The following is a 26,509-nucleotide window of genomic DNA, read 5'->3' on the forward strand; positions in this document are numbered from 1 at the left end:
GGGCGATCAGGCTTGTCCGAAGATGGCGGCAGTAGCCGAGGCTGAGGCCCGGATCATGTAAAGTCGTCCCGCATCCGCAGCTCACCGGTGACGCCCGTGGCCAGCACCAGGTTGCCGATGTAGAACAGCGGCCACGCCGCGAGCGAGAGGATCGGTGCAGGAGCACCCGCCAGCGCGCCCAGCGCCGCTATGCCCAGCACGTTGCCGGCCCCGATCAGCGCCGCGCCAAGCCCTACGCGGGAGCGCGCGAAAGTGCTGATCCATGCGGCCGCCGCCATGCCGCCCAGCGCCAGCCCCAGAAACAGCGGCACGCCCACGCCCGCCCGGTCCGCCGCGAAGAAGCAGAGCAGCGGCGTGCCCAGCGTCAGCGCCAGTGCCGCCGCGCGCCTGTCCGCGTCCATCACCGGCCGCCGGTGGGCCAGGAACAGGCCAAGGCCCACGAGATAGCCCACCAGCAGCAGGTTCAGCGCAATCAGCGGCATCGTCTCCAGCAGCCCGGCGCCCAGCCCTTCCAACACCAGCATCCCCGCAAGCGAGCGCGTGTCGCTTCCCCGGTGGCGCAGCGCGGCGTAGATCGCCAGCAGCACCAGCGCTCCGCCTCTCAACACCATCAGGTAGAGCCCCGGCGTCTGCCCGCCCTGCAGCAGCAGCCATGCCAACGCGCAGGCCATGCTCGCCAGTAGCCAGGGGCGGCGTTCGATCAGCGCACGCTTGGGCATCGTCTTCGTCGGTCCTTCTCGTCCACGCGCAGGGCCATAACCCGGAAGGGCCATGGCAGATGCGCGCCCCCATTTCCACCGGCCCCTTTTCCGCGCGGCGCATTGGCGCTAGGCGCTGCGCCATGACTTACGACGTCCACATCATCGGTGGCGGCCTCGCCGGCAGCGAAGCCGCCTGGCAGCTTGCCCGTCGCGGCTTCAAGGTCCGCCTTTCCGAAATGCGCGGAACGGGCGAGCGCAGCCCCGCCCACCAGACCGACGGCCTTGCCGAGATGGTCTGCTCGAACTCCTTCCGCTCGGACGACGACGAGAAGAACGCCGTGGGCCTGCTCCACCACGAGATGCGCCGGTGCGATTCGGTGATCATGGCCGCCGCCGCCGCCGCGCAGGTTCCCGCCGGATCCGCGCTCGCCGTGGACCGCGACGTGTTCTCGGCCGAAGTCGAAGCGCGCCTTGCCGCCCTTCCCGGCCTCGACATCGTGCGCGAGCGGGTGGACACGCTGCCCGATGCAGGCATGACGATCGTCGCCACAGGCCCCCTGACGGCGGAGGCGCTCGCCGGCTCGATCGCGCAGGCCACGGGCGCAGACAGCCTCGCCTTCTTCGATGCGATCGCGCCCATCGTCTACCACGACACGATCGACATGGACGTGTGCTGGAAGGCCTCGCGCTGGGACAAGCCTTCGAAGCTTGGAGGCGAGGCGAAGGACTACATCAACTGCCCGATGGACCGCGATCAGTACCTCGCTTTCCATCGCGGCCTTGTCGAGGGTGAGAAGACCTCGTTCAAGGAGTGGGAGGCGAACACCCCCTACTTCGACGGCTGCATGCCGATCGAGGTCATGGCCGAGCGCGGTGTCGATACCCTGCGGTTCGGGCCGATGAAGCCGGTCGGCCTAGACAATCCCAGGACCGGGCGCTGGCCCTACGCGGTGGTGCAGCTGCGCCAGGACAACAAGCTCGGCACCTTGTGGAACATGGTGGGCTTCCAGACCAAGCTGAAGCATGCCGCGCAGGTAGAGCTTTTCCGCACCATCCCCGGCCTCGAAAAGGCGGAGTTCGCGCGTCTGGGCGGGCTGCACCGCAACACGTTCCTCAATTCGCCCATCCTGCTCGACAGGCAGCTGCGCCTTAAGACCGCGCCCCACGTGCGCTTTGCCGGGCAGATCACCGGCTGCGAAGGCTATGTGGAAAGCGCGGCGGTGGGGATGCTTGCGGGCCTGATGGCCGGCGCGGAACTGGCAGGACGCGAATGGCAGGCGCCGCCCGCCACCACCGCGCTCGGCGCCTTGCTCTCGCACATCACCGGCGATGCCGAGGCGGACAGCTACCAGCCGATGAACGTCAACTTCGGCCTGTTCCCGCCGCTGCACGACGTGAAGAAGAAGCAGCGCAAGGAAGCCTACACCGCCCGCGCGAAGGACGAGATCGTGCCCTGGCTTTCCGGCCTCGTCCCTGCCTGACGGCCACGACGCCGCCTGAACGCGCGACCGATCAGCACTTGCACTTCGCCCGGGGCTTTGGCGGCGGCGCGGTCCGGCGGAACTCGTCAGGGGTCAGGTACTGATCGGCGTCCTGATCGGCCTGCGCGAACTTGTCCACCGTCGCCACTGCCCACTCCTCGAATGTGAGGAGGTTGTTGCCGTCCTTGTCGAGCGCGCGGAATCCTTCGGAGCGGGTGGAAAGCATCTCGTTGCGCGAGATCCGCCCGTCGCGGTCGCGGTCGTACCGGAAGAAGCGGCGCTGCTCCCGCGAGAGTGCCGTGGCCTCCGGCGGCGCAGGACCGGTGGCATCGCCGGGATCGGCGCTCGGCACCAGGGCCGGTGGCGCTTGAGCGGCTTGCGGGGGCGGGGCGCCTGCTTCCACTTCGGCGCGGCCCTGCATCCAGAACAGGCCAAGGCCCACCATGGCGAGCGGCAAGGCCGCCGAGCAGGAAGCGGTTGGTCACGATACCGGTCATGAGCCGGGACGCTAGCCGCCGGTCGGCGCCGGCGGAAATTACATCGCTGTAATCAGAGCCCCAGAAGCCCGAGGCGCATTGCCTTCAGGAGCGCCGCTGGCGATGTCGCCGCATCCTCGCCCTTCTCCAGCCTGCGCGTGGCGAGACCATGAAGCACCAGCAGCGGACGCAAGGGACGCGATACCCGGGCGCGACCGGCACGGTGCGCCAGGGCCAGCATGCGCGCGGTCTCCCGCTCGTTTTCATGGCCAAGGCGCATGGCAAGGTCGGCAAGCGCCCACGAGCGGCCAAGCTGCTGCGCCGCGCCAAGATCGCGCCTGAGGCCGAGCGCCTGGGCGAGCGTGGCGAAAGCGGCGGCACGCCCCTCGGCCATGGCTTCGAGGGCGGACGGGGCCAGCGGCGCGGCGCCCGTCAGTTCCTCCCATCCGTTCACGAGGCTGACGAGCCCGCCGTGGTGCCCTTCCCAGCTCTTCAGGGCGACGAGAAGCGGCTCGCCATCGGGCCACTTGGAAGCCGGCTGCGAGAGCGATTCGCGCCACCATGACAGGCGAAGCTGCGCCATCATCGGCTCGCGCGAATTGCGCAGTAGCCCCGCGAGGCGCGCATCGAGCGCGAAAAGCGCGAGCGTCTGCATGCGCGCGGACCTTGGCGCATAGGCAAGGGCAAGGCGCGAGACGGTCGGCAGGGTCTGGAGGAGGGTGTCCTCGGTAGTCTGCCGCGCATCGGGGAGAGGGGTTTCACTCACGCCGCCTCCCTAGAGCGGGCGCGGGGCGGGAGCAATCGCGAGGTTGCCGACGCTGCTTGACTGAATCGCAAAAAAGGCGGCCCTGCCCATCGACAGGTCCGCCTCCAGAGGGGACGAGCAGGGACGGCGCTCGGCACCGCTCCTGCCCATTCGATCAGCGATAGGTGACCTTCTTCACGGCCTCGACGATGCGGCCGGCATCGATGAGCGCGAGCTTCTCGAGGTTGGCCGCGTAAGGCAGCGGCACGTCCTCGTTGCAGACGCGAACCACCGGCGCATCGAGGTTGTCGAAACCTTCCTCCATGCAGATCGCCGAGATTTCCGACGCGATCGAGCACACCGGGAAGCCTTCTTCCGCGACGACGAGGCGGTTGGTCTTGGCAAGGCTCGCCAGGACCGCTTCCTTGTCGAGCGGGCGCAGGGTACGAAGGTCGATCACTTCGGCGTCGATGCCCTCGCCTGCCAGCGTTTCCGCGGCTTCCAGAGCGAGGCCGACGCCGATCGAGTAGGACACGATGGTCACGTCCTTGCCCTCGCGCATGATGCGCGCCTTGCCGATCGGCAGGACATGGTCGTCAAGCTCGGGCAGCTCGAAGGTGCGGCCATAGACCAGTTCGTTCTCGAGGAACACGACCGGGTCTTCCGAACGGATCGCCGCCTTGAGCAGGCCCTTGGCGTCGGACGCATCATAAGGCGCGATGACGACGAGGCCCGGGACGTTTGCATACCAGGGGCCGTAGTTCTGCGAGTGCTGCGCACCCACGCGCGAGGCAGCGCCGTTGGGACCGCGGAACACGATCGGGCAGCGCATCTGGCCGCCGGACATGTAGTTGGTCTTGGCGGCCGAGTTGATGATGTGGTCAATCGCCTGCATGGCGAAGTTGAACGTCATGAACTCGATCACGGGGCGCAGGCCGCCCATGGCAGCGCCCGTGCCGATGCCGGCGAAGCCGTACTCGGTGATCGGGGTGTCGATCACGCGGGTCGGGCCGAACTCTGCCAGCAGGCCTTGCGTGACCTTGTAGGCGCCCTGGTATTCGGCGACTTCCTCGCCCATCACGAAGACGCGCGGATCACGGCGCATTTCCTCGGCCATGGCGTCGCGAAGCGCATCGCGCACGGTCGAGGTCTTCATGTTGGTGCCGTGGGGCACCTCGGGATCGCGCGCGGTCTTGATCTCGCTGGCGAGGTTGGCGGTGCCGCTTTCGGCAGGCTTCTTGTCCTCGGCCGGCTTCTCGCCCTGCTCCGGACCTTCCTTGACCTGCTCGGGCGCTTCCTTGCCCTGGTCGGCCGAGGCGGCCGGCGCCTCGCTCGCGGAGGCGTCTTCGCCCTCGCCCGCCAGGATGGCGATCACGGTGCCGACCTTCACGCCTTCGGTGCCCTCGGCGACGAGGAGCTTGCCGACAGTGCCTTCATCGATGGACTCGAACTCCATCGTCGCCTTGTCGGTCTCGATCTCGGCGAGGATGTCGCCCGAAGCCACGGTGTCGCCTTCCTTCACCAGCCAGCGCGCCAGCTTGCCCTCTTCCATGGTGGGCGAGAGAGCCGGCATCTTCAGTTCGATCGCCATCTCAGTAGCTCTCCACCAGTACGTCGGTATACAGTTCGGTCGGGTTGGGTTCGGGCGAGCTCTCGGCGAAGTCGGCCGAGACGGCCACCTGCGCGCGCACGCGCTTGTCGATTTCCTTGAGGCTTTCCTCGGTCACGCCCATTTCCATGAGTTCCGCCTTGGCATGCTCGATGGGATCGCGCTTGTCTCGAACGCCCTGCACTTCCTCGCGGCTGCGGTACTTCGCGGGGTCGGACATCGAGTGGCCGCGGTAGCGGTATGTGTTGAGCTCCATGAGCACGGGGCCGTTGCCGCCGCGCACATGCTCGAGCGCGATCTCGGCGGCCTTGCGGACCTCGAGCAGGTCCATGCCGTCTACCTGCATGCCGGGGATGCGGAAACCGGTGCCGCGACGGTGGAAGTGCGTCTCGGCCGACGAGCGGCTGACCGCGGTGCCCATCGCGTACTGGTTGTTCTCGATCACGAAGATGATCGGCAGCTTCCACAGCGACGCCATGTTGAAGCTCTCGTAGACCTGGCCCTGGTTGGCCGCGCCGTCGCCGAAGTAGGCCATCGCGACGCCGCCGTCCTCGCGGTACTTGTGCGCGAAGGCGAGGCCCGCGCCAAGCGAGACCTGCGCGCCGACGATGCCGTGCCCGCCGTAGAAGCGATGCTCCACGGAGAACATGTGCATCGAGCCGCCCTTGCCCTTCGAGATACCGGCTTCGCGGCCGGTAAGCTCGGCCATGATGACCTTGGGGTCGATGCCGTAGGCCAGCATGTGGCCGTGGTCGCGATACCCGGTGATCACCGAATCTTTCGCGCTGTCGAGCGCGGACTGCAGCCCGACCGCCACGGCTTCCTGGCCGATGTAGAGGTGGCAGAACCCGCCGATGAGGCCGAGGCCGTAAAGCTGGCCGGCCTTTTCCTCGAAGCGGCGGATGAGCAGCATCTGCTCGTAGAGGTGAAGGAGTTCTTCCTTGTTGGCCGTGTATCGGCGATCTGCCTCGAGAGCCTCCTGGAGGCTGTGCAGGGCGAAATTCTCGTCTGCGACGGCGGCAGTCTCGGCTACCGGGGCGTCATTCTTGGCTTTGGGCAACGGGTTGCTCCCCCATCGTTGATGCGATCGTTTCGGAGCAGCGGTATAGGGAGGCCGGTCGCAAAGCAAAAGCGTCGAGGCTCGAAATCCGGCCTCGATTGTGGACTATTTTGCAACGACGTTTGCAGAAACCGGCATCGAGCCCTCTCTCCTGAGAAGAGCAACGCAGAAGCCGTCAGGGCAGTTGCATCACCATTTCGTCGGGGCGGGCGACGTTCAGGTGGCTGCGCACGAGTTCGCCTGCGAGGTCCGGATCCATCCGGCTCTGGTCAAGCAGGGCGACGCGGTTCTTGAGCCGGGCACGCTCGGCCTGAAGTTCGGCGAGCTTGGCGCGGCGTTGCTCCAGCAGGTGCTGGTTCTCGCCCCAGGCGAGCAGGCCGCTGGGCCCGGCAACGCAGTAGAGGCCCATCAGCAGCAGCACGGCCAGGGCAATACCCTGGACGAGACGCTCCCTTGCAATGTTGGCTTCCTGTCGCACCGTTCGCATGGCCCCATAGAATCACAGGTGATTCGCGGTATCAAGGAAAAATGCTAACGAAAAACCGCCATTTGCGACAGGTCGCGCCCAAGCCGCCCGTCGCGATGCTGTGGGCTTAGGTGTTGATAACTTAGCGGCGCCGTCAAGTGTTCACGAGACGACATTCAGGCATGGTCGTATCGTGGTTTCGGTTTGCCGCTCGTGCTGCTAGGCGCTGCGGCCATGTTGACCCTACGTGACATCACCGTACGCCTTGGCGGGCGCACCATCATCGACAGCGCAAGCGCGACCCTGCCGCAGAATGGCAAGATCGGCCTCATCGGCCGCAACGGCGCCGGCAAGTCGACGCTGGTTAAGACGATCATCGGCGAGCTGGAGCCGGACGGCGGCTCTGTCGAGATGCCGCGCCGCGCACGGCTCGGCTATATCGCGCAGGAAGCACCGAGCGGCAAGAAGACGCCTTTCGACGCCGTGGTCGAGGCGGACACCGAGCGCACCGCCCTTCTCGCGGAAGCGGAGACCTGCACCGACCCCGATCGTCTGGGAGACGTGCACGAGCGGCTCATCGCGATCGACGCGTACACCGCCCCTGCCCGCGCCGCGCGCATCCTCGTCGGCCTCGGCTTCGACGAGGAGATGCAGGGCCGGCCGCTCGACAGTTACTCGGGCGGCTGGAAGATGCGTGTCGCGCTGGCCTCGCTGCTCTTTTCCGAACCCGACGTCATGCTGCTCGACGAGCCTTCGAACCACCTCGACCTCGAAGCGACGCTGTGGCTGGAGAACTTCCTCAAGAGCTATCCCAAGACGCTGCTCGTGATCAGCCACGAGCGCGACCTGCTCAACACGGTGGTGGACAACATCCTCCACCTGCAGGGCGGCAAGCTGACGCTTTACCCCGGCGACTACGACAGCTTCGAGCGGCTTCGCGCCGAACGCGCCGCCCAGGCCGCCGCGGCGCAGGCCAGCCAGGACGCGCAGAGGAAGAAGCTGGCGGACTACGTCGCCCGCAATTCCGCCCGCGCTTCGACGGCGAAGCAGGCCCAGTCTCGCGCCAAGATGCTGGCGAAGATGCAGCCGATCGCCGCGATGATCGAGGACCCCTCGCTCAGCTTCGACTTCCCTAGTCCCGATGAACTGCGCCCGCCGCTCGTCACGCTCGACCTTGCGGCGGTCGGCTACGAGGCGGAGAAGCCGATCCTGCGGCGGCTCAACCTGCGCATCGATCCCGAGGACCGGATCGCGCTGCTGGGCCGCAACGGCAACGGCAAGACCACGCTGGCGCGCCTGTTGGCCCGTCAGCTCGATCCCATGGAAGGCGCGATCAACTTCTCGCCCAAGATCCGCATCGGTTACTTCACGCAGTACCAGGTGGAAGAGCTGCCCTCCGATTCGACCCCGCTCGAACTGATGACGCGGGCGATGGAGGGCAAGCCGCCGGTGCAGGTGCGCGGGCAGCTGGGCCGTTTCGGCTTCTCGGGCAACCGGGCCACGGCGGAGACGAAGACGCTGTCCGGCGGCGAGCGGGCGCGCCTTGCGCTGGCCCTCGTGACGCGCGATGCGCCGCACATGCTCATCCTGGACGAGCCGACCAACCACCTCGACGTCGATGCGCGCGAGGCGCTGGTGCAGGCGCTGAACGATTTCCAGGGCGCGGTGATCCTCGTCAGCCACGACCGGCACATGGTGGAACTCGCCGCCGATCGCCTCGTCCTCGTCGATGGCGGGATGGCTGCGGACTACGAAGGGTCGATGGAGGATTACATCGACTTCGTTCTCGGCCGCAACCAGCCCAGGGCGGATGCCGGCGGCAAGGTCTCCGGTCCCGCGAAGAAGTCCGGCGCCGTCGCGCGCGAGGAGCTGAAGGCGCTGCGCAAGAAGGTCACCGAGGCCGAGACACGCATGAAGCGGCTGCAGACGCAGATCGATGCCCTCGCCGCGGCGCTTGCCGAACCGGGCGGCGCCAAGGGCGACCTCAAGGGTCTGTCCATCGGCGAACTCGGCAAGCGGCACGGCGCCGCCGCCGCCGAAATGGAACGGGCGGAGGAAAGCTGGCTCGAAGTTCACGAGGAACTGGAAACGCTGATGGGACGCGGCAGTTGAGCGTCGCCTTCCGCCGCGACGGGGACGAGGAGCATTTAGAGCCCAAGTTCGAAGTGCCGATCCCGCCCGGTCTAAACCTGGTGACCGGAGCCGGCCTGGACCTGATCCGCACCCGGATCGCGGAGATGGAGGACGCGGTCGGCTCGGCCGGGGACGAGACGGCGCTCAATGCCGCGAAGCGTGACCTGCGCTACTGGCGGGCGCGCCTTGCTTCGGCGCAGCTGCAGCCGCCCGCCAGCGGGAGCAAGGCGATGTTCGGCAGCTGCGTTCGCTTCGAACTGGGCGGCAAGGTGCGGACGGTCGCCATCGTCGGCCATGACGAGGCTGAGCCGGCGCAGGGACGTCTCGCCTTTACGGCGCCGCTCGCCCGGGCCCTGCTTGGCGCCGAGGCAGGCGACTTCGTCGACTTCAACGGCCGCGAAGAAGCGATCGAGTTGCTGGAGGTTTCGGCGGCATAATACTTGCCGCGGCTGCCGGTACAAACTTGTACGCCAAAGCCCGCCGCCCATCAGGAATGGTAGCGGGGTTCAGGGCCCGGACAGGTCCAGGCTGACGCCCCGCGCATGTCGCGCAGCGTCAGCCTGGAATTCGATCAGTCCCGGCCGCCCTTGCGCGGCTTCTTGTGGAACGGCTTGCCCGCGCCGCCGCCATGGGTCGGGCGTGCGCGATAAGGCGCCTCGCCCTCGCCGCGCGGCTGCGAATAGCCGCCGCCCTGGGCGCCCGGATGCGGCCTGCGGCCACGGCCCTGCGGTCCTTCGCGGTCACGGCTGCGATGCTTGGCGGCCTCGCGCGGCGTGTCGGGCGAACGCTCGATAAGGATCGTGCTCTCGTATTCGCCATCGTCGCGCGCCGTGCGCTGGACCGCGTTGGCGAACTGGTCGGCAAGATTGCGCGGGATCTGGAAGTGCGTCTGGTCGGCCGAGATGCGGATCTGCCCGACCGCATCGCGGGTGACGTGGCCACGGCGGCACAGCACCGGCAGCAGCCAGCGCGCCTCCGCGTTCTGGCGACGGCCCACGTCCATGCGGAACCACACCACGTCCTCGAAGCCGGGGCGTTCGCGCCGCTCGCGGTTTTCGGGTGAATTGCCCAGCAGTTCCTCCGGCTGAGGCATCGAGGCGCGGTGCGCAACCACCAGCGCGGCGGCGAGATCCTCGGCGCTGACCTTCTCGAGCAGGACGCGCGCGATCTCGCGGTCGTCTTCCTCGGCTTCGACGGGCGCCAGCAGCTTTTCCATCAGTCGCTCGCGATCCTGCGCGCGGATGGCTTCCAGCGTCGGAGCCTCGCCCCATTCGGCCTGGATGCGGGCGCCGCGCAGCATCATCTCGACGCGGCGGCGGCGCGGATAGGGTACGAGCAGGACGGCCGTTCCCTTGCGCCCGGCGCGGCCGGTGCGGCCCGAACGGTGCTGCAGGGTCTCGGCGTCCCGCGGAATCTCCACGTGAACGACGAGGCTGAGCGAGGGAAGATCGATGCCGCGCGCCGCGACGTCGGTCGCCACGCAGACCCGTGCGCGGCGATCGCGGAGCGCCTGGAGAGCGTTGTTGCGCTCGTTCTGCGAATGCTCGCCCGAGAGCGCCACGGCGGAGAAGCCGCGCTCGACCAGGGTCGCGTGCAGGTGCTTGACGTTGTCACGCGTGGCGCAGAACAGGATCGCCGTTTCCGCGTCGTGGAAGCGCAGCAGGTTCACGACCGCGCGCTCGATGTCGGAAGGGGCGACCGTGACGGCCTGGTAGGAGATGTCTCCATGGCCACGGTTCTCGCCCACGGTCGAGATGCGCAGCGCGTTCTTCTGGTAGCGCTGGGCCAGCGCCTCGATCGGGCGCGGCATGGTGGCCGAGAACAGCAGCGTGCGCCGTCCCTCGGGCGTCGCGTCGAGGATTTCCTCGAGGTCTTCGCGAAAGCCCATGTCGAGCATCTCGTCCGCCTCGTCGAGCACGACGGCGCGCAGGGCCGAGAGGTCGAGCTTGCCGCGCTCAAGGTGATCGCGCAGGCGCCCCGGCGTTCCGACCACGATGGTCGCGCCGCGCTCCAGCTGGCGGCGCTCCTTCACCGGGTCCATGCCGCCGACGCAAGTGACGATCCGCGCGCCGGTCTTGGCATAGAGCCACTCCAGCTCGCGGCTGACCTGCTGCGCCAGTTCGCGCGTGGGAGCGATGGCAAGCGCGAGCGGGCCTTCGGAATACGGGATGCGCCCGTCCTCGAGAAGCTCGTCGCTCATGGCGATGCCGAAGGCGACGGTCTTGCCCGAGCCGGTCTGCGCCGAGACAACGAGGTCGCGGCCGCGCGCGTCGGGTTCCGTTACCGCGGTCTGGACGGGAGTCAGCGCTTCATAGCCATGCGCTGCGAGGGCCTCGGCGAGAGGCTGGGAAACTTGCGAAAAGGTCATAACTGGCGAATCGATCCTGCCGCATGAGCGGCCTTGGGGAGCGTGGGGAGGGCTGCGAGGGTCGCCCGCAGGCGCACCGATTGCCCTGCCCATAGACCAAACCGCAAGAATTTGCGCGTACCAAATTCACTTTTCTGCAATTTGACCGGCGCAGCGGGCGGCTCGCACCTGTCCGGGCAGGCGCGAAAGAGGTCAGCCGGCGCGGCTCCACAGCGGACGGAACGCGCGATCCGCGTCCGGGCACTGTTCGGGCAGGAGGTCGAAGCTGGGCTGGAATCCGAGCAGGATATACATGTCCCGCTCAAGGAAGGGGGCGGCGTCGCCCGCGCTCATATCGACGCGCGCGCACTCGCCCAGGCCCGGCAGCTTGGTCCGGAAAAGTCCTTTGCGCACAGGCGTTACGCGCATGACAGATGTACCCCTGGAAATGTTGGCGGCTTGTGGAGGGCGCCCGCTAACGATCCTGACAGTGCCGATCAAGCTGGCCCGCAGGCTGTCACAAATCGGAAAGACGGGCAAGTATCGTGGCCCTGGCCTAAGGGCACCTACTTACGTGCGCTGGGGGCACGCGCCTCGCTGTAAGTCGGAATGCTGGCCGCAGGCGCGTCGAGGCGAACCCATAGCGCCAGCGCCACCGCGCCTGCCAGGAGAACTGCGGCCAACGGCGCACTGCGCGTGATAGCGGGGCGAAGCTGCAGGAAAGCGAGCCATGTGGTCGCCAGCGGCAGCACCGCCACCATCGGCAGCATCGGCCCTACCGCCTGCATCAGCGTGTATCCCAGCATCAGGCCGTATCCGCCGACGAGCGGGGCGACGACCGCCCCCGCCGCGAGCCCTGCATTCCCGCGCAGGCGAAGCAGGGCGACCACGCCTCCCAGCATCAGCGGGATCGTCAGCACGTAGGCGGCGACCGGCGCCAGCGCTTGCAGCGCCGCCCCGGCAACCCACAGCGGAACCGCGAAGCCGGCTTCCCCCGAAGGCGTGGCAGGCTTGCGCCCGGCTATCAGGATGCCTGCGGCAAGGCAGGCGCATAGCGCCATGGCCTGCAGCCTCGGGATCGCCGCGAGCCGGTCGTAGTAGTCTGCCGCAGGTCCCGCGCCCGAAAGCAGGTTGAGCAGGTACAGCCCGCCGCCCGAGATCGCAACGAGCGCCAGCATGCGCCCTGCCCCGCCTGCGAGTTCCCGGATGTCGAAGCGCCGCGCCGCGAGCGCCCCATAGCCGATGAGCGCGACCGCCAGCATGCCCCATCCCCAGGCAGTGGCGTAATGAAGCACGAACAGTCCGAAAACGTCGAAGAAGACGATGTCCGGCGCCCTGCCTGGCAGCTGCGCCGCCTGCGACAGAGCGCGGGCAAGGCCGAGCGCCTGCTCTCCCATCTGCTGCAGAGCGCCGGTATCCAGCGCCTGCGGGGTCGCAAGCGGAGAATGGTAAAGGTGGGCACGCCCGATGAACGCGATATTCCACGCCGCATAGCCGCGCGGCAAAGCCACGCTCAGATCCGTGTCGTTGGGAAGCACGCTGTAGATGAAGGTCGCCAGCGACGTACCCGCCGGATGAGGTGCCGTCGCGGCCCAGGCCCGGGCGACGTCACCGTTCAGCGACGAGGTCTGGAACAGGTTGGCCTTGCCGCCCCCGCCCCGCGCCTCGAGGTTGACCACGGCGCCGATGCGCCTGCGCTCCGGCGCCTCGGCGAAGAACAGCTTCGCGCCGGTCAGTCCGGCCTCCTCGCCGTCCGTCAGGATGACGATCACGTCACGCCGGCGCGCGGGGTCGAGCGAAAGCGCGCGCACCGTCTCGAGGATGGCGGCAACGCCTGCTCCGTCGTCGGCTGCCGCAGGCGATCCGGGCACGCTGTCGTAATGCGCCATGAGAGCCACCGCAGGCAGCGCAGGCTCCCGCCCGGGAAGCAGGCCGATGACGTTGACGAGCGGGATAGTGTCCGCCGCGGTCCCGTTATGCCGGTTGAACCATGCGCGCATCTCCTGCGGGAACGCGCCGTCCTGCGTGCGCACGATCAGCCCCATCGCCCTCAGCCGCTGGACGAGATGGCTGCGCACCGTTGCGTGTTCGCGCGAACCGCTGGGGTGGGGATGCCTGCCGATGCGCTTCACGTCCGCCATCGCGCGTCCCGCCGAAAACCCTTCGGCAGGAGCGGATGGCCCCTTTGCCGGCGGCGGCGTCGAGCCGAGCACCGCCAGACCGACCGCTAGGACGAGCGCGGCCACGAATGCCTTGATATTCCCCAACGCAATCTCCCGGTCATCGGCGACAGGCCAGCCTCGTAACGCACGAAAAGCACGGCGGCACCTGTCGGTAGCGCGAGACTGGCCATGCGGGCAACTCGGGACTAAGGGGAGGCGCAAACGAATCCCCGTGAGAAGGACAGACCTCCTCCCATGCGCATTGCGATTGCATCCGATCACGCCGCCGTCGACCTCAAGGCCGAACTGCGCGAGTATCTCATCGAACTCGGCCACGAAGTCGCCGACCTCGGACCGGAAACCGCCGACCGGGTGGACTATCCCGACTATGGCTACAAGCTCGCCTCCGTGGTCGCCGACGGCACCGCGCAGTTCGGCGTGGCGCTCTGCGGCTCGGGCATCGGCATCTCGATCGCCGTGAACCGCGACCCCGCCTGCCGCTGCGCGCTGGTGTCGGAGCCCCTGTCGGCCGCGCTCGCCCGCGAGCACAACGATGCCAACGTCATCGCCATGGGCGCGCGGCTGATCGGGGTCGACATGGCCAAAGCCTGCCTCGATGCATTCCTCTCGGCCGAGTTCGGCGGCGGACGCCACGCCGGCCGGGTCGAGAAGCTCTCCAACCCCTCGTTCTGATCGAAGAGGTCCCAAGAACCATGTCCACAGAAACACTGACTGGCGAAACCGCCATCCGTTCTCCCGGCTTCTTCACCGACACGATCGCCCAGAGCGACCCCGATGTCGCGAAGGCGATCGGCCACGAGCTCAAGCGCGAGCGCAAGCAGATCGAACTCATCGCATCGGAAAACATCGTCTCGAAGGCGGTTCTCGAGGCGCAGGGATCGGTGCTCACCAACAAGTACGCCGAAGGCTACCCGGGCAAGCGCTATTATCAGGGGTGCGAGCCCTCGGACGAGGTCGAGACCCTTGCCATCGAGCGCGCCAAGCAGCTCTTCGACTGCGGCTTCGCCAACGTCCAGCCTCACTCGGGCGCACAGGCCAACGGTGCGGTGCTGCTCGCGACCGTGAAGCCCGGCGACACCGTCATGGGCATGAGCCTGGACGCCGGCGGCCATCTTACCCACGGCGCAAAGGCGGCGCTCTCGGGCAAGTGGTTCAACGCCGTGCAGTACGGCGTCACCAAGGACACGCACCTGATCGACTACGACCAGGTCGAGGCCCTTGCGCGCGAGCACAATCCCAAGCTCATCATCGCGGGCGGTTCGGCCTATCCGCGCGTGATCGACTTCAAGCGCATGCGCGAAATCGCCGATGCCGTCGGCGCGATCTTCCAGGTCGACATGGCCCACTTCGCGGGTCTGGTCGCGGCGGGACTGCACCCCTCGCCCTTCCCGCACGCCCACATCGCCACCACCACCACGCACAAGACCCTGCGTGGCCCGCGTGGCGGCATGATCCTCACCAATGACGAGGCGCTGGCGAAGAAGATCAACTCGGCGGTGTTCCCCGGCCTTCAGGGCGGACCGCTTATGCATGTCGTGGCCGCCAAGGCCGTCGCCTTCGGCGAAGCGCTGCGCCCCGAGTTCAAGGACTACGCCGCGCGCGTGATCGAGAATGCCAAGGTCCTCGCCGAGACGCTGGCCTCGCGCGGCGCCGCGATCGTCTCGGGCGGCACGGACACGCACCTTGCGCTCGTCGACCTGACGCCGCTGGGCGTCACCGGCAAGGACGCCGACGAGGCACTGGAGCGTGCCGGCATCACCTGCAACAAGAACGGCATTCCCTTCGATCCGCTGCCGCCCATGAAGACCAGCGGCATCCGCGTGGGATCGCCGGCTGGCACGACTCGCGGTTTCGGTCCCGAGGAGTTCCGCGAAATCGGCAACATGGTCGCCGACGTTCTCGACGGTCTGGCCAAGAATGGCGAGGCGGGCGACGCTCAGGTGGAGCAGAACGTGCGCCTGCGCGTTGAAGCGCTGTGTGACCGTTTCCCCATCTACGAGGACTGACCAAGATGACCGACCCCCAGCGCCCCAACCAGAACGGCGACTTCGTGACCGATGCACGCCAGGAACTCGCCGGAATGCTCAACGATGGCATGGCCCATCCTTCGACCAAGCCGGTTCTGCTCTGGGGCGCTGCGGGCGCGGTCGCCGCTGCGTTTCTGCCTTTCGTGTCCATACCGATGGGCCTTGCGGCAGGCGCAGGTTACAAGTTCTACAAGCGGGTACGCCCTGATTGATCGAAAGTAACTGAATGCGCTGTCCTTTTTGCGCCCACGACGATTCCCAGGTCAAGGACAGCCGCCCGACCGAGGATGCCACCGCGATCCGCAGGCGCCGCCAGTGTTCGAGCTGCGGCGCCCGCTTCACGACGTTCGAGCGCGTGCAGCTGCGCGAGATCGTGGTGGTCAAGAGCGACGACGCCTCGGGCGAACCCCGTCGCGAACCTTTCGATCGCGCCAAGATCGAGCAGTCGGTGACGCTGGCCTGCCGCAAGCGGGGCATCGGCCGCGACCAGATCGATCGCCTCGCTTCGGGCGTCCAGCGGCAGGTGGAAACTTCGGGCGAGACCGAGGTGCCATCGCGCGTCATCGGCGAGCTTGTGATGGAGGGCCTGCGCCAACTGGACTCGGTGGCGTACATCCGCTTCGCCAGCGTCTACCGGGCGTTCAACGAAGCCAGGGATTTCGAGGAATTTGCAGGAACCGTGCGTGATGTCGGCGTCAATTGAAGTGAAGCAGCCCGTCATCGTGCTGGTCCGCCCGCAGCTGGGCGAGAATATCGGCAAGGCCGCCCGCGCCATGCTCAACTTCGGGCTGACGGAGATGCGGCTCGTCTCTCCGCGCGATGGCTGGCCCAACCCCTCGGCGGGTCCGGCCGCGGCTGGCGCGGACGAAGTGCTGGAGCATGCGAAGGTCTTCGAGACTCTCGCCGATGCCGTGCACGACTGTGCCAACGTCTACGCCACCACTGTGCGCAAACGCGGCGTCACCAAGCCCGTCGTCACGCCCGAAGAAGCCGCGCACGAGGTGCATAAAGATGCCGGCCGCTCGGCCTATGTCTTCGGACCCGAGCGTTCGGGGCTGGAAACCGAGGACGTCGCACTGGCCCGTGCCATCCTGACAGTGCCCATCAACCCGGCGTTCGCCTCGCTCAATCTCGCGCAGGCCGTAATCCTTTGCGCCTACGAATGGTCCAAGGGAGCGGCGCTCGCACAGCCCACGCTGGAGGAACTGCTCCCCCCTGCTCCGCAGCTTGAGCTCGAAGGCATGATCGGCCAGTTCGAGCGGCTGCTGGAGCCGACCAACTACTTCTATCCCGAAAGTCGCGCGGCGGCCACCAGGCTCACCTTGCGCAACATGCTGACCAAGCCCGGCTGGAACAGCCTGGAAGTTCGCACGATGCGCGGCGTTCTCAGCGCGCTGGGCGGCAACCGCAAGCCTCGCGAAGTCGGGACGCCGCAGCCGGACTGACCGGGCGGCCGCTTTCCCTTGACTCCCTGCCCGAAAGCGCTAAGGGCCACGCCTTCACATGGCGCCTGCCCTTTCGGGCCGGTTCGACCACTCGGCCCCGCACTCCGGTGAAGCGGCGGCCGCATCCCGCACGGTAAGGCTGGATGGTGCACCCCGGAAAACTATGGATCGCGCCGCCACAGTGGCAGCGCGGCAGCAGAATGGAAGTAGACTTATGTCGAAGCGCAAGAGCGCCAAGTACAAACTCGATCGTCGTATGGGCGAGAACATCTGGGGCCGTCCCAAGAGCTCGGTGAACCGCCGCAGCTACGGCCCGGGCCAGCACGGCCAGCGCCGCAAGAGCAAGGTTTCCGACTTCGGCCTGCAGCTGCGCGCCAAGCAGAAGCTCAAGGGCTACTACGGCGACGTGACCGAGAAGCAGTTCAAGCGCACCTACCAGGAAGCGTCCTCGATGAAGGGCGACACCGGCCAGAACCTGATCGGTCTGCTGGAGCAGCGCCTCGACATGGTCGTGTACCGCGCCAAGTTCGCGCCGACCATCTTCTCGGCCCGCCAGATCGTTTCGCACGGCCACATCCGCGTCAACGGTGTGAAGTGCAACATCGCTTCGCGCCGCGTGCGCGTGGGTGACATCATCAGCCTGGGCAACAAGGCCAAGGAAATGGCTCTCATCCTCGAAGCGCAGAACCTGCCCGAGCGCGAAGTGCCCGACTACGTCGCTCAGGACGGCACCGACAAGGTGACCTTCGTTCGCGTGCCCACGCTCGACGAAGTGCCTTATCCGGTGAAGATGGAACCGAACCTGGTCGTCGAGTTCTACTCGCGCTGATCGGTCTTCCTTCGGGAACGAACATGCAAAAAGGCGGTCTTTCGAGGCCGCCTTTTTTCTTGTCCGCGTCGTGCAGTCCGCCAGCTTCGGCAGACGCAAAATATTACACGATTTGCTCGACTTGTCCGGGAACTGTCGCATGTTTCTGCGCATTACCGGGGCATCATGAAACGCTATCGCTTCGTCACTCCCCATCGCACCGGCAAATGGTATTCCGACCTGCAGACCGCGCAGCGACACGCCTGCGAAATCGGTGCGGGTTTCCTCGACGGAATGACCGGCAAGTTCGTCGCCTACGTCGAGACCATGCTGGAAGTCGGCAATGCCGATGACGTGACTGGACCGAAGGACCAAGCCCTGGCAGCCTGACGGCTCCGCTCCAGAAACATGGAGCCAAACCTGCCGGAGACGTTAAGAGCGCGGCATGCACCGCCTTCTTCTTCCCGTCTCCGCCTGGTCCTCATCCTTCATCGCCGCGATCGTCGGCTTCGGCGGCACGGTAGCGCTGGTCGTCCAGGCTATGCAGGGGCTCGGTGCATCCGTCGCCCAGACCAGTTCCGCCGTCACCGCCTTGTGCCTTGGCATTGCGGTGACCGGCGCGGCGCTGTCCGTCCGTTGCCGCATGCCGATCGCCCTGGCCTGGTCGACGCCGGGAGCTGCCCTCCTCGCCGCAGCGCCGCCCGCAACCACGTGGCCGGCAGCGCTCGGCGCATTCCTCTGTGCGGGCGCGTTGATGATCACCCTCGGAGCCGTTCCCGCCCTTGGCCGCCTGGCCCAGCGCATCCCTTCATCCATCGCATCGGGAATGCTGGCCGGAGTGCTGCTGCCGTTCTGCCTCGCGCTATTTCGCGCGGGAAACGCTGATCCGCTGCTGGTCTTCCTCGCCGTTCTGGTCTTTCTTGCAGCGCGGATACGCCTTCCGCTTTACGCCCTGCTCATGGTTCTGGCGACGGGCACCGCGCTGGTCGTGGTGCGTGGACAGATCGACGCCCTTCCGCCCGGAGCCACCTTCGGCGTGCTTGTTCCCGTGGTTCCGGAGTTCGCGTGGCAGCCGGTCGCCAGCATCGGACTGCCGCTCTTCCTGGTGACGCTTGCCTCGCAGAACCTGCCCGGCCTCGCTGTGCTGCGAAGCTTCGGGTACGAACCGGAGCCTTCCCGCCTGCTGAAGGGCACCGGAATCGCAACGATGATCAGCGCCCCCTTCGGTGCTCATGCCGTGAACCTCTCGGCGATCACAGCCGCCCTTTGCATGAGCCCCGAGGCTCTGCCCGCACGCTCCCGCCGCTGGCTCGTCGCCTGCATCTACGCGGGCTGGTATCTGGCGCTCGCGCTTTTCGCGCCCCTTCTGGTGCGGTTCTTCCTGGCATTGCCGCCTGCGGCTCTCGCGACACTCACCGGGATCGCCTTGATCCCGGCCCTGACCGGCGCTGTCGAAGCGGCCCTGGCCGACAGGGAGGAGCGCGACGCCGCGATGGTGACGTTCCTCGCGGCCGGTTCGGGTATCACTGTCGCGGGCCTTGGAGGCGCGTTCTGGGGACTGGCCGCCGGCCTTTGCGCCCTTGCCCTGAAATGGCTGTTGCGGCGCAAGCCGGTGTTTCCGGGCTGATCCGGCGCGGGAGACCGCACCCAGTGCATGCTCCCCTTCAGCCGGGACATCCGGGACGGGCTTACTCCTTGCTGAAGTAATCTCGCCGGAAATCCGCCGCGAACGTCGCGAAGCGCTGGTCGGCGATGGCCTCGCGCATGCCCTGCATCAGCTGCTGGTAGAACCCGATGTTGTGCTCGGTCAGCAATATCGCGCCGAGCATTTCGCCGGCCTTGATCAGGTGGTGCAGATAGGCGCGGCTATATGTACCGCAGGTGGGACATGCGCAGCGCGGGTCCACGGGGCCGGTATCCTCTGCATGGCGGGCATTGCGCATGTTCAGGGGACCGTTCCAGGTGAAGGCCTGCCCGTTGCGTCCCGAACGCGTCGGCAGCACGCAATCGAACATATCCACTCCGCGTTCCACGGCGCCGACGAGGTCGTCCGGCTTGCCCACGCCCATCAGATAGCGCGGACGGTCTGCCGGCAACTGCCCCGGCGCGAAATCCAGCGTGGCGAACATGGCTTCCTGCCCTTCGCCCACGGCAAGGCCGCCGATCGCATAGCCGTCGAAGCCGACGTCGGCCAACGCCTCCGCGCTTGTTCGCCGCAAGTCCTCGTCGAGCGCACCCTGCTGGATCCCGAATAACGCGGAAGCCTCGGCATGCTCGCCGCCCTGATCGAACGCGGCACGGCTGCGCCGCGCCCAGCGCATCGACATTTCCATCGAGCGTGCGATCACATCGCGCGGCTGGTCGATCTTGGGGCACTCGTCGAAGCACATGACGATGTCCGAGCCCAGCAGCCGCTGGATCTCCATCGATCGCTCCGGGCTCAACATATGGCGCGAGCCATCGATGTGGCTGGCGAAAGTGACGCCTTCCTCGGTGATCTTGCGCAGTTCCGACAGGCTCATCACCTGGTAGCCACCACTGTCGGTGAGGATCGGGCGGTCCCAGTTCATGAACTTGTGCAGCCCGCCAAGCCGCGCTACCCGCTCCGCCCCCGGACGGAGCATGAGATGGTAGGTGTTGCCAAGGATGATGTCGGCACCCGCCACGCGCACGTCCTGCGGCTTCATCGCCTTCACGGTGGCGGCGGTGCCCACGGGCATGAACGCGGGAGTGCGGATCTCGCCGCGGCGCATCTGGATCACGCCGGTGCGGGCTTTCCCGTCAGTCGCGTGGATGGAGAACTGGAAACGAGGCTTCATGCCGCGCCCGTTACCGCGCCTAGAACCCGTAGACCAGCGAGAACCGCGAGATGGTGTCGGTCTTGAGCGATCCGGCCGGAGGTGAGGTCTCGTGCTCGATCGCGTAGGACAGCTTCGCTCTCAGCCCCTTCACCAACCCGGATTCCAGCGCCGTCAGCGATGTGAAGGTGCTGTTGTCGGAGCCGACATAGGCGCTTGCGTCCTGCATCAGCTTCAACTGGGGATTGATGCGCCAGTCGAAATCCAGCGACGTGAGCATCGACCATGTCGTCTGATTCTGCTGGTCCACGTAGTTGATGCGACGGACGGCTGGACCCAGTTCCACCGCGAGTGTCGTCCTGCGTCCATTGAGAACCCGGTAGCCGAGACCGCCCGAAAGCGAGTAGCGGTCTTCAAAGCCCTGGATGCGGTCGCGCTCGTACTGAACGCGTCCATAGGTGAAGAAGCCCTCGTTCAGGGTATAGCGCGGCTGGTAACCGGCCGAGAACTGCTCGCGCGTGACGGTGCCGCGGTCCTCCTGGTAATCGGCGCGGGCCTGCACCGTGTGCTCCCACTCGATCCCCTTTCGGTTGAAGTTGAAGGCCGCGGTGAAGCCGAAGTTGTCGGTATTGCCGGTCGAGCGGAAGGCGCCGAGTTCGACCTGTCCCTTCCAGAGTTCCAGCACCCCGGAGGCGCGGATGCGTGCAAGCTCCGCCTCGGTCTTGGCAGCAGCCTCGCGCGCGCGGCGATCGAGGTAGGCGCGGTGCAGATCGCGGATCTCGTCCTTGTCGTAGGGCTGGGTCGCCTGTGCGAACCGGACGACGGCCGCGACCGCAGCGCTGTCTTCGGTCTGCATCGCTGCGTCGAGCATGGCCCGAACCTGACGCGCGAGACGCGGCTTCTCGACCTTGATGAAGGGAACGTAGCGGGGATAGGGCGCAAGCTCCAGCACCAGTGGGGGCGGCTCTGCCGGAAGGACGATCAGCGGCGCGGCCTCGTCCTGCGCCTGCGCGGACGCAGGCAGCAGGACGAGCGCCAGCCCCGCGGGAAGGCCGCGTACTGCCATCATGCGGAGAAGGCGGCAGGTCATGTGCGCAGGCGCCATCCGGTGCGGAACACCCAGCTGATGAACCCCACGCAGACGAGCAGGAACAGCAGCGTCAGCCCGAGCGAGAGGCCGATGGGAACGTCGGAACTTCCGTAGAACGTCCAGCGCAGTCCGTTGACGAGGTAGACGATGGGGTTCGCCATCGCCACTGCACGCCAGGGTTCGGGCAGCGAATCGATCGAGTAGAAGGTTCCGCCAAGGAAGGTCAGCGGGGTGAGGATCAGCATCGGCACGATGGTCAGCTTCTCGAAGCTGTCCGCCCATATCCCCAGGATGAACCCGAATAGGGAGAAGCTCGCCGATACCAGCAGGATATAGAGGAACGCATAGAAGGGGTGCGCGATCGAGTAGTCGACGCAGAAGCTCGCCGTCAGAAGGATGATGGCGGCCAGGATCAGCGACTTGGTCGCAGCCGCGCCGACGAAGCCGACCAGCGTTTCGGCTACTCCCACGGGTGCGGAGAGCAGTTCGTAGATGGCGCCTGTGAAGCGCGGCATGTAGATCCCGAAGCTGGCATTGGACGTGCTTTCACCCAGGATCGTCAGCAACAGCAGCCCGGGCACGATGAAGGCGCCGTAGTTCAGGCCATCCACGCCGCCGCTCATCTGGCTGCCGATGGCGGCGCCGAAGACGACGAAGTAGAGCGTCGTGGTGAGAACCGGTGCAAGGATGGACTGCAGCGCCGTGCGAAAGGCGCGCATCAGTTCCTGCTTGTAGATTGTCCAGGCGCTGCGAACGTTGAAGATGTTCATGCCGCAGCCTCCGCGCTCGGTCCGTCCGGGCCTTCGAGCAGGTTCACGAAGATGTCCTCCAGGCTCGATTCGTGGATGTCGATGCCGGTATAGTCGATCCCGGCGCGCGTCAGTGCCTTCGTCAGTTCGGCCACTTCGGCAGTGCCCGCCACTCCGCCTTCGCCGCCGCGATAGCAGAGCACCGCTCCCTCTTCGATCAGCGTAACCGGGTATGCGGACAGGAACTCCGGCAGGCCCGCCAGCGGCTGAGCAAGCGAGATCAACGCCTCGACGCGGCCAAGGCGCTTCATCATGGTGGCCTTGTCGTCCACCATCAGGATCTCACCCTTGCGGATGATGCCGACCCGGTCGGCCATCTCCTCGGCCTCCTCGATGTAGTGAGTGGTCAGGATCACTGTCGTGCCGCGCTCGCGCAGGCGGGCGATCTGCTTCCACATGTCGCGGCGAAGCTCGACGTCGACACCGGCCGTAGGCTCGTCGAGGAACAGGAGCTCGGGCTCATGGGCAAGGGCCTTGGCGATGAGGACGCGCCGCTTCATGCCGCCCGAAAGCGTGCGGATCTGCGCGTCGCGCTTGTCCCAGAGGCTGAGCGCGCGCAGGATTTCCTCGATCAGTGCCGGGTTGGGTGCGAGCCCGAACAGCCCCCGCGAGTGATTGACCGAGCGCAGGACCGGCTCGAACATATCGGTCGCCAACTCCTGGGGCACGAGGCCAACCCGCGCGCGCAGCCGCCGCCAGTGCCTGCCCATGTCCTCTCCGAAAGCATGGATGGTTCCCGAACTGGGCCGCACGAGCCCGCACACGGCGCCAATCAGCGTCGTCTTCCCCGCGCCGTTGGGCCCAAGAAGCGCGAATATCTCGCCCTTCCTGATGCTGAGGTCCACATTTCGAAGCGCGGTGAAGCCGCCCTTGTAGGTCTTGGTGAGACCGGCGATCTCGAGGATGGGTTGCATGGCCCCTGAATGGGACGGAAAGCGCCGTTGGCCAACCCCCTTCGACGCATAATTGTCCGATTATTCGGATGCCTGGCTCAGGGTATGAGCAAGCTGGAGTCGCCGTAGGAATAGAACCGGTAGCCGTCACCAATTGCATGGGCATAGACCGCCTGCATCCGCTCCAGCCCCATCAGCGCCGAGACGAGCATGAACAGCGTCGACTTGGGCAGATGGAAGTTCGTCATCAGGCCATCGATCGCGTTGAAGCGATAACCCGGAGTAATGAAGATCGCCGTGTCGCCCTCGAACGGCCGGATCACGCCATCCTCACCGGTCGCGCTTTCCAGCAATCGCAGCGACGTGGTGCCCACGGCGATCACGCGCCCTCCAGCGGCGCGCGCCTTGTTCAGCCGGTCGGCCGTGGCGGCATCGATGCGACCCCATTCCGAATGCATGCGGTGGTCCGACGTATCCTCGGCTTTCACGGGCAGGAACGTGCCGGCACCGACATGAAGGGTCAGCGTCTCGCGCGCCACGCCGGCAGCGTCGAGCGCATCGACCAGTCCGGGGGTGAAATGCAAGGCTGCGGTGGGCGCCGCGACGGCGCCCTTTTCCCGGGCGAACATCGTCTGGTAGTCGCTCGCGTCGGCCTCGTCAGTCGGTCGCTTGGCGGCTATGTAGGGCGGCAGCGGCATGCGCCCCGCCCGCTCGAGCAGGACTTCGACCGGCTCGTCACCAGGAAAGGCGAGCGTCCAGCTGCCATCGTCGTGCCGCTCCTCGGCCACGCCCATGACCTCCGCAGGGAAGGCGATAGCATCGCCGGGGCGAAGACGCTTGGCATTGCGCACGAAGGCCTGCCAGCGCCGCAGGTCGATCCGCTTGTGGAGAGTGGCACCGATGCGGGCCTCGCCGCGCAACCCCTCGAGCTGCGCGGGAATGACCCGCGTGTCGTTGAAGACGAGGACATCTCCGGCGCGCAGGACCTCGGGCAGGTCGCGGACCTGGCGATCGGCAAGCGGTCCCGCTCCTTTGGCCACCAGCATCCTTGCCGCATCGCGCGGACGCGCAGGACGCAGGGCGATGTTTTCAGGCGGGAGGTCGAAGTCGAAGAGGTCAACGCGCATGGCGCCGCGCGCTAGACCACCCGAACCGCTTGGGCAAGCGCGGCGCTCCTTCGGAAAGGAGCTTGCGCGTCTCTACCTCAGTTCGACTGCGAGTTGCTCAGCTGTGCAGCCGTCGGAACGGCGGGAGCGACCGGTGCCACGGGCACGGCAGGCGCCGGCTTGTTCTCGGAAGCGAGCGAAGCCTGGACGACCTTGGTGGGATTTTCGGGCGGTTCGCCGCGCTGGATCGCATCGACGTACTGCATACCCGAGATCACCCGACCGAACACTGTATATTTCCGGTCCAGCGCAAATCGCGGGTAGAACACAATGAAGAACTGGCTGTTGGCGCTGTTCGGTTCGTTGGTCCGAGCCATGGAAACGGTGCCGCGCAGGTGCGGCATCGAGTTGAACTCCGCTTCAAGGTCGGGAAGCTGCGAGCCGCCCTGCCCCGTGCCGGTCGGATCGCCCGTCTGCGCCATGAAGCCATCGATCACGCGGTGGAATATCACGCCGTTGTAGAAGCCCTGCTTCGCGAGGGTCTTGACGCGTTCCACGTGATGGGGAGCCCACTGCGGCATGAGCCGGATCGCCACGCGTCCGCCGTCCGACAGGTCGAGCAGTAGCACGTTGTCGGGCTCGTGCGACATGTCCGTGTCGATAAGCGTCGGCAGCGGCGCGGGCGCCGTGGGGGCGACCGGTTCCTTGTCCTTGGCGAAAGCCGGGGCGGACATGAGCGCGGCGCCAAGCATCAGCGCAGTCAGGGGAAGGCGAAACTTCATCGATTACTCACAGGCCCATAGTTTGCGGATCCGGCCAACCGGCCGTGGCGCGATAGAGCGCGGCCGCTGTCGACACAATGAACGATTACGCTCAGGGTGCCCCCTGCGGCGTGCTCAGTAGTCTCCAAGAAGACCGTTCTGCTCGATCCTTGCCATCACGTCCTCCCGCACCGAAGTGCTCACGAATTTCGTGATGTCGCCGCCGAACATGGCGATTTCCTTCACCAGCTTGGAGGCGATCGGCTGCAGGCTGACATCGGCCATGAGGAACACCGTCTCTATGGCCGAATTGAGCTGCTGGTTCATGCCCGCCATCTGGTACTCGTATTCGAAGTCGGCGACCGCGCGCAGTCCGCGCACGATGACCGTGGCGCCCTGCTTCTGCGCGAACTTCATCAGCAGCGCATTGAAGCCTACCACGGAGACATTGTCGATCCCCATCGCGGCCACCTCGCGCTCTACCATGGCGATGCGCTCGTCCGGCGTGAAAAGGGGGTTCTTCGAAAGGTTCGTGGTGACGCCGATGATCAGCCGATCCACCAGCTTGGCGCCGCGCCGGATGATGTCGGCATGGCCAAGCGTGATAGGATCGAAAGTGCCGGGATAGACGCCGATACGCTCGGTGACGGAGACTGCCATCAGTGATCCCTCTCGATGATGTAGCGGGCGACGGCGCGCAGAAGGTCCGCCTCGCGGCCATGCTGGGCAAGGTGGCCGACTGCCTGCTCCACCAGCATCCGCGCCTGTTCCCGCGCCCGATCCGGCCCGAGGAGAGAGACGAAGGTTTCCTTGCCAGCGTCCGCGTCCTTGCCCACCGCCTTGCCGGCAACCGCGGCATCGCCCTCGTGGTCGATAAGATCGTCCGCGATCTGGAAGGCCAGCCCGATGTCACGGGCGTAGCCGCGCAGGTGCCCGCGACCTTCGGGCTGCACCCGCCCCAGGATAGCGCCCATCTCCACCGCCGCGCCGAGCAGCGCCCCGGTCTTGAGCTGCTGCAGCCGTGTCACCGTCTGAAGGTCGAACTCGCTCGTCTCCGCGACGAGGTCCATCATCTGCCCACCGGCCATGCCCTGCGCGCCGCTCGCATGGCCAAGCGTGCGCACAAGTTCGATCTGGGTGAAAGGATCGGGGCTCGTGGCAGTGTCAGCCAGCACCTCGAACGCGAAGGCGTGAAGCGAATCGCCCGCGAGAACCGCCGTAGCCTCGTCGAAGGCAAGATGCAGGGTCGGCTTGCCATGGCGCATGGCATCGTCGTCCATGCACGGGAGATCGTCGTGGATCAGGGAATAGACATGGATCGCCTCGATCGCAACGGCGGCCCGTATCGCAGCTTCGCGCTGCACGCCGTACATGTCGGCAACCGCCGTCAGAAGCAGCGGGCGCAGGCGCTTGCCCCCGCCGATCGCGGCATAGCGCATCGCTTCGACAAGCCTGGCGCGCGCGTCGCCCGGAACGGGAAGCAAGGCATCGAACGCGCCGTCGATCTCCTCGGCGATGCGCCCGAGGCTGTCTGCCAGCAGCGAATCGGTCACGCCCATGGCGCCCACGCG

General features: G+C 66.7%; 28 protein-coding genes. 11 read left to right on the forward strand and 17 right to left on the reverse strand.

The window, feature by feature from the left end:
• Nucleotides 1-53: 53 nt before the first annotated feature.
• A complete protein-coding gene (locus tag GR702_RS09235; RefSeq protein WP_160985597.1) occupies nt 54-719 on the reverse strand; it encodes a hypothetical protein in 666 nt (221 codons plus the stop codon).
• 122 nt (nt 720-841) lie between these two features.
• Between GR702_RS09235 and trmFO the strand changes: the two genes are divergently transcribed.
• Nucleotides 842-2,182, forward strand: a complete 1,341-nt coding sequence (trmFO, locus tag GR702_RS09240) for a methylenetetrahydrofolate--tRNA-(uracil(54)-C(5))-methyltransferase (FADH(2)-oxidizing) TrmFO (protein ID WP_160985598.1) — start codon at nt 842-844, stop codon at nt 2,180-2,182.
• A 31-nt stretch (nt 2,183-2,213) separates the two neighbouring features.
• Here trmFO and GR702_RS09245 read toward each other — a convergent pair whose 3' ends face one another.
• The 5 genes from GR702_RS09245 to GR702_RS09265 all read right to left on the reverse strand — a co-directional run bounded on the left by GR702_RS09245 (nt 2,214) and on the right by GR702_RS09265 (nt 6,559).
• Entirely contained in the window at nt 2,214-2,639 is a 426-nt protein-coding gene (locus tag GR702_RS09245) for an EF-hand domain-containing protein (RefSeq protein WP_237449634.1), read from the reverse strand.
• Between the two features lie 92 nt (nt 2,640-2,731).
• Nucleotides 2,732-3,424 carry a hypothetical protein gene (locus GR702_RS09250; RefSeq protein ID WP_160985599.1) on the reverse strand — a complete coding sequence of 231 codons (693 nt, stop codon included), beginning with the start codon at nt 3,422-3,424 and terminating at the stop codon, nt 2,732-2,734.
• Nucleotides 3,425-3,578: 154 nt separating this feature from the next.
• On the reverse strand, nt 3,579-4,994 hold the full coding sequence (locus GR702_RS09255) for a pyruvate dehydrogenase complex E1 component subunit beta (RefSeq protein ID WP_160985600.1): 1,416 nt from the start codon (nt 4,992-4,994) through the stop codon (nt 3,579-3,581).
• Nucleotide 4,995: 1 nt separating this feature from the next.
• Entirely contained in the window at nt 4,996-6,072 is a 1,077-nt protein-coding gene (gene pdhA, locus GR702_RS09260) for a pyruvate dehydrogenase (acetyl-transferring) E1 component subunit alpha (protein ID WP_160985601.1), read from the reverse strand.
• 175 nt (nt 6,073-6,247) lie between these two features.
• The gene (locus tag GR702_RS09265; RefSeq protein WP_160985602.1) at nt 6,248-6,559 is read right to left on the reverse strand and encodes an FtsB family cell division protein; all 312 of its coding nucleotides are present in this window, start codon (nt 6,557-6,559) and stop codon (nt 6,248-6,250) included.
• A 213-nt stretch (nt 6,560-6,772) separates the two neighbouring features.
• On the opposite strand from GR702_RS09265, the gene GR702_RS09270 reads away from it, so the two are divergent.
• Nucleotides 6,773-8,650 carry an ABC-F family ATP-binding cassette domain-containing protein gene (locus tag GR702_RS09270; RefSeq protein WP_160985603.1) on the forward strand — a complete coding sequence of 626 codons (1,878 nt, stop codon included), beginning with the start codon at nt 6,773-6,775 and terminating at the stop codon, nt 8,648-8,650.
• Nucleotides 8,647-9,108 (forward strand): GreA/GreB family elongation factor, encoded by a 462-nt coding sequence (locus GR702_RS09275; RefSeq protein WP_160985604.1) that lies wholly within the window; start codon nt 8,647-8,649, stop codon nt 9,106-9,108. The genes GR702_RS09270 and GR702_RS09275 overlap by 4 nt, the downstream gene beginning before the upstream one ends.
• Before the next feature lie 134 nt (nt 9,109-9,242).
• Here GR702_RS09275 and GR702_RS09280 read toward each other — a convergent pair whose 3' ends face one another.
• The 3 genes from GR702_RS09280 to GR702_RS09290 form a co-directional block, all read right to left on the reverse strand.
• On the reverse strand, nt 9,243-11,039 hold the full coding sequence (locus GR702_RS09280) for a DEAD/DEAH box helicase (RefSeq protein WP_160985605.1): 1,797 nt from the start codon (nt 11,037-11,039) through the stop codon (nt 9,243-9,245).
• A gap of 192 nt (nt 11,040-11,231) precedes the next feature.
• Nucleotides 11,232-11,447: a hypothetical protein gene (locus GR702_RS09285; RefSeq protein WP_160985606.1), complete on the reverse strand. Its 216-nt coding sequence runs from the start codon at nt 11,445-11,447 to the stop codon at nt 11,232-11,234.
• 137 nt (nt 11,448-11,584) lie between these two features.
• Nucleotides 11,585-13,285 (reverse strand): M28 family peptidase, encoded by a 1,701-nt coding sequence (locus GR702_RS09290; protein ID WP_202408165.1) that lies wholly within the window; start codon nt 13,283-13,285, stop codon nt 11,585-11,587.
• A gap of 150 nt (nt 13,286-13,435) precedes the next feature.
• Between GR702_RS09290 and rpiB the strand changes: the two genes are divergently transcribed.
• From rpiB to GR702_RS09330, 8 genes are all read left to right on the forward strand, one after another.
• Nucleotides 13,436-13,873 carry a ribose 5-phosphate isomerase B gene (gene rpiB / locus GR702_RS09295; protein WP_160985607.1) on the forward strand — a complete coding sequence of 146 codons (438 nt, stop codon included), beginning with the start codon at nt 13,436-13,438 and terminating at the stop codon, nt 13,871-13,873.
• A 20-nt stretch (nt 13,874-13,893) separates the two neighbouring features.
• On the forward strand, nt 13,894-15,207 hold the full coding sequence (gene glyA, locus GR702_RS09300) for a serine hydroxymethyltransferase (RefSeq protein ID WP_202408166.1): 1,314 nt from the start codon (nt 13,894-13,896) through the stop codon (nt 15,205-15,207).
• Nucleotides 15,208-15,212: 5 nt separating this feature from the next.
• Entirely contained in the window at nt 15,213-15,440 is a 228-nt protein-coding gene (locus GR702_RS09305) for a hypothetical protein (RefSeq protein ID WP_160985608.1), read from the forward strand.
• Nucleotides 15,441-15,454: 14 nt separating this feature from the next.
• Nucleotides 15,455-15,931, forward strand: a complete 477-nt coding sequence (gene nrdR, locus GR702_RS09310) for a transcriptional regulator NrdR (protein WP_160985609.1) — start codon at nt 15,455-15,457, stop codon at nt 15,929-15,931.
• Nucleotides 15,915-16,673, forward strand: coding sequence for an RNA methyltransferase (locus GR702_RS09315; RefSeq protein ID WP_202408167.1), 759 nt, complete (start codon nt 15,915-15,917; stop codon nt 16,671-16,673). Before nrdR ends, GR702_RS09315 begins: the two co-directional genes overlap by 17 nt.
• Nucleotides 16,674-16,887: 214 nt before the next feature.
• On the forward strand, nt 16,888-17,502 hold the full coding sequence (gene rpsD / locus GR702_RS09320) for a 30S ribosomal protein S4 (protein ID WP_160985610.1): 615 nt from the start codon (nt 16,888-16,890) through the stop codon (nt 17,500-17,502).
• A 165-nt stretch (nt 17,503-17,667) separates the two neighbouring features.
• On the forward strand, nt 17,668-17,871 hold the full coding sequence (locus GR702_RS09325) for a hypothetical protein (RefSeq protein WP_160985611.1): 204 nt from the start codon (nt 17,668-17,670) through the stop codon (nt 17,869-17,871).
• 55 nt (nt 17,872-17,926) lie between these two features.
• Entirely contained in the window at nt 17,927-19,108 is a 1,182-nt protein-coding gene (locus GR702_RS09330; RefSeq protein ID WP_160985612.1) for a benzoate/H(+) symporter BenE family transporter, read from the forward strand.
• A 61-nt stretch (nt 19,109-19,169) separates the two neighbouring features.
• On the opposite strand, the gene tgt is transcribed toward GR702_RS09330, so the two are convergent.
• The 8 genes from tgt to GR702_RS09370 all read right to left on the reverse strand — a co-directional run bounded on the left by tgt (nt 19,170) and on the right by GR702_RS09370 (nt 26,497).
• Complete coding sequence (gene tgt / locus GR702_RS09335) at nt 19,170-20,300, reverse strand: tRNA guanosine(34) transglycosylase Tgt (RefSeq protein WP_160985613.1); 1,131 nt, start codon at nt 20,298-20,300, stop codon at nt 19,170-19,172.
• A 19-nt stretch (nt 20,301-20,319) separates the two neighbouring features.
• Nucleotides 20,320-21,369: a DUF481 domain-containing protein gene (locus GR702_RS09340; RefSeq protein WP_237449635.1), complete on the reverse strand. Its 1,050-nt coding sequence runs from the start codon at nt 21,367-21,369 to the stop codon at nt 20,320-20,322.
• Complete coding sequence (locus tag GR702_RS09345) at nt 21,366-22,139, reverse strand: ABC transporter permease (RefSeq protein ID WP_160985614.1); 774 nt, start codon at nt 22,137-22,139, stop codon at nt 21,366-21,368. The genes GR702_RS09340 and GR702_RS09345 overlap by 4 nt, the downstream gene beginning before the upstream one ends.
• Nucleotides 22,136-23,092: an ABC transporter ATP-binding protein gene (locus tag GR702_RS09350; RefSeq protein WP_160985615.1), complete on the reverse strand. Its 957-nt coding sequence runs from the start codon at nt 23,090-23,092 to the stop codon at nt 22,136-22,138. Before GR702_RS09350 ends, GR702_RS09345 begins: the two co-directional genes overlap by 4 nt.
• Nucleotides 23,093-23,169: 77 nt before the next feature.
• Entirely contained in the window at nt 23,170-24,198 is a 1,029-nt protein-coding gene (queA, locus tag GR702_RS09355) for a tRNA preQ1(34) S-adenosylmethionine ribosyltransferase-isomerase QueA (RefSeq protein WP_160985616.1), read from the reverse strand.
• Between the two features lie 77 nt (nt 24,199-24,275).
• Nucleotides 24,276-24,959, reverse strand: coding sequence for a peptidylprolyl isomerase (locus GR702_RS09360; protein WP_160985617.1), 684 nt, complete (start codon nt 24,957-24,959; stop codon nt 24,276-24,278).
• A gap of 114 nt (nt 24,960-25,073) precedes the next feature.
• Nucleotides 25,074-25,598, reverse strand: a complete 525-nt coding sequence (gene coaD / locus GR702_RS09365) for a pantetheine-phosphate adenylyltransferase (RefSeq protein ID WP_160985618.1) — start codon at nt 25,596-25,598, stop codon at nt 25,074-25,076.
• On the reverse strand, nt 25,598-26,497 hold the full coding sequence (locus GR702_RS09370; protein ID WP_160985619.1) for a polyprenyl synthetase family protein: 900 nt from the start codon (nt 26,495-26,497) through the stop codon (nt 25,598-25,600). The genes coaD and GR702_RS09370 overlap by 1 nt, the downstream gene beginning before the upstream one ends.
• Between the last annotated feature and the right edge of the window lie 12 nt (nt 26,498-26,509).

Origin of the sequence: Novosphingobium silvae, from assembly GCF_009856825.1 — a bacterium.
In the GTDB taxonomy this organism is placed as follows: Bacteria; Pseudomonadota; Alphaproteobacteria; order Sphingomonadales; family Sphingomonadaceae; genus Novosphingobium; species Novosphingobium silvae.

Coding starts and splice junctions, on each gene's coding strand:
- GR702_RS09235 (WP_160985597.1), bottom strand. CDS start 719: ATGCCCAAGCGTGCGCTGATCGAACGCCGCCCCTGGCTACTGGCGAGC.
- trmFO (WP_160985598.1), top strand. CDS start 842: ATGACTTACGACGTCCACATCATCGGTGGCGGCCTCGCCGGCAGCGAA.
- GR702_RS09255 (WP_160985600.1), bottom strand. CDS start 4,994: ATGGCGATCGAACTGAAGATGCCGGCTCTCTCGCCCACCATGGAAGAG.
- GR702_RS09265 (WP_160985602.1), bottom strand. CDS start 6,559: ATGCGAACGGTGCGACAGGAAGCCAACATTGCAAGGGAGCGTCTCGTC.
- GR702_RS09270 (WP_160985603.1), top strand. CDS start 6,773: ATGTTGACCCTACGTGACATCACCGTACGCCTTGGCGGGCGCACCATC.
- GR702_RS09280 (WP_160985605.1), bottom strand. CDS start 11,039: ATGACCTTTTCGCAAGTTTCCCAGCCTCTCGCCGAGGCCCTCGCAGCG.
- GR702_RS09285 (WP_160985606.1), bottom strand. CDS start 11,447: ATGCGCGTAACGCCTGTGCGCAAAGGACTTTTCCGGACCAAGCTGCCG.
- rpiB (WP_160985607.1), top strand. CDS start 13,436: ATGCGCATTGCGATTGCATCCGATCACGCCGCCGTCGACCTCAAGGCC.
- glyA (WP_202408166.1), top strand. CDS start 13,894: ATGTCCACAGAAACACTGACTGGCGAAACCGCCATCCGTTCTCCCGGC.
- GR702_RS09305 (WP_160985608.1), top strand. CDS start 15,213: ATGACCGACCCCCAGCGCCCCAACCAGAACGGCGACTTCGTGACCGAT.
- nrdR (WP_160985609.1), top strand. CDS start 15,455: ATGCGCTGTCCTTTTTGCGCCCACGACGATTCCCAGGTCAAGGACAGC.
- GR702_RS09315 (WP_202408167.1), top strand. CDS start 15,915: ATGTCGGCGTCAATTGAAGTGAAGCAGCCCGTCATCGTGCTGGTCCGC.
- rpsD (WP_160985610.1), top strand. CDS start 16,888: ATGTCGAAGCGCAAGAGCGCCAAGTACAAACTCGATCGTCGTATGGGC.
- GR702_RS09325 (WP_160985611.1), top strand. CDS start 17,668: ATGAAACGCTATCGCTTCGTCACTCCCCATCGCACCGGCAAATGGTAT.
- GR702_RS09330 (WP_160985612.1), top strand. CDS start 17,927: ATGCACCGCCTTCTTCTTCCCGTCTCCGCCTGGTCCTCATCCTTCATC.
- tgt (WP_160985613.1), bottom strand. CDS start 20,300: ATGAAGCCTCGTTTCCAGTTCTCCATCCACGCGACTGACGGGAAAGCC.
- GR702_RS09340 (WP_237449635.1), bottom strand. CDS start 21,369: ATGACCTGCCGCCTTCTCCGCATGATGGCAGTACGCGGCCTTCCCGCG.
- GR702_RS09345 (WP_160985614.1), bottom strand. CDS start 22,139: ATGAACATCTTCAACGTTCGCAGCGCCTGGACAATCTACAAGCAGGAA.
- GR702_RS09350 (WP_160985615.1), bottom strand. CDS start 23,092: ATGCAACCCATCCTCGAGATCGCCGGTCTCACCAAGACCTACAAGGGC.
- queA (WP_160985616.1), bottom strand. CDS start 24,198: ATGCGCGTTGACCTCTTCGACTTCGACCTCCCGCCTGAAAACATCGCC.
- GR702_RS09360 (WP_160985617.1), bottom strand. CDS start 24,959: ATGAAGTTTCGCCTTCCCCTGACTGCGCTGATGCTTGGCGCCGCGCTC.
- coaD (WP_160985618.1), bottom strand. CDS start 25,598: ATGGCAGTCTCCGTCACCGAGCGTATCGGCGTCTATCCCGGCACTTTC.
- GR702_RS09370 (WP_160985619.1), bottom strand. CDS start 26,497: ATGGGCGTGACCGATTCGCTGCTGGCAGACAGCCTCGGGCGCATCGCC.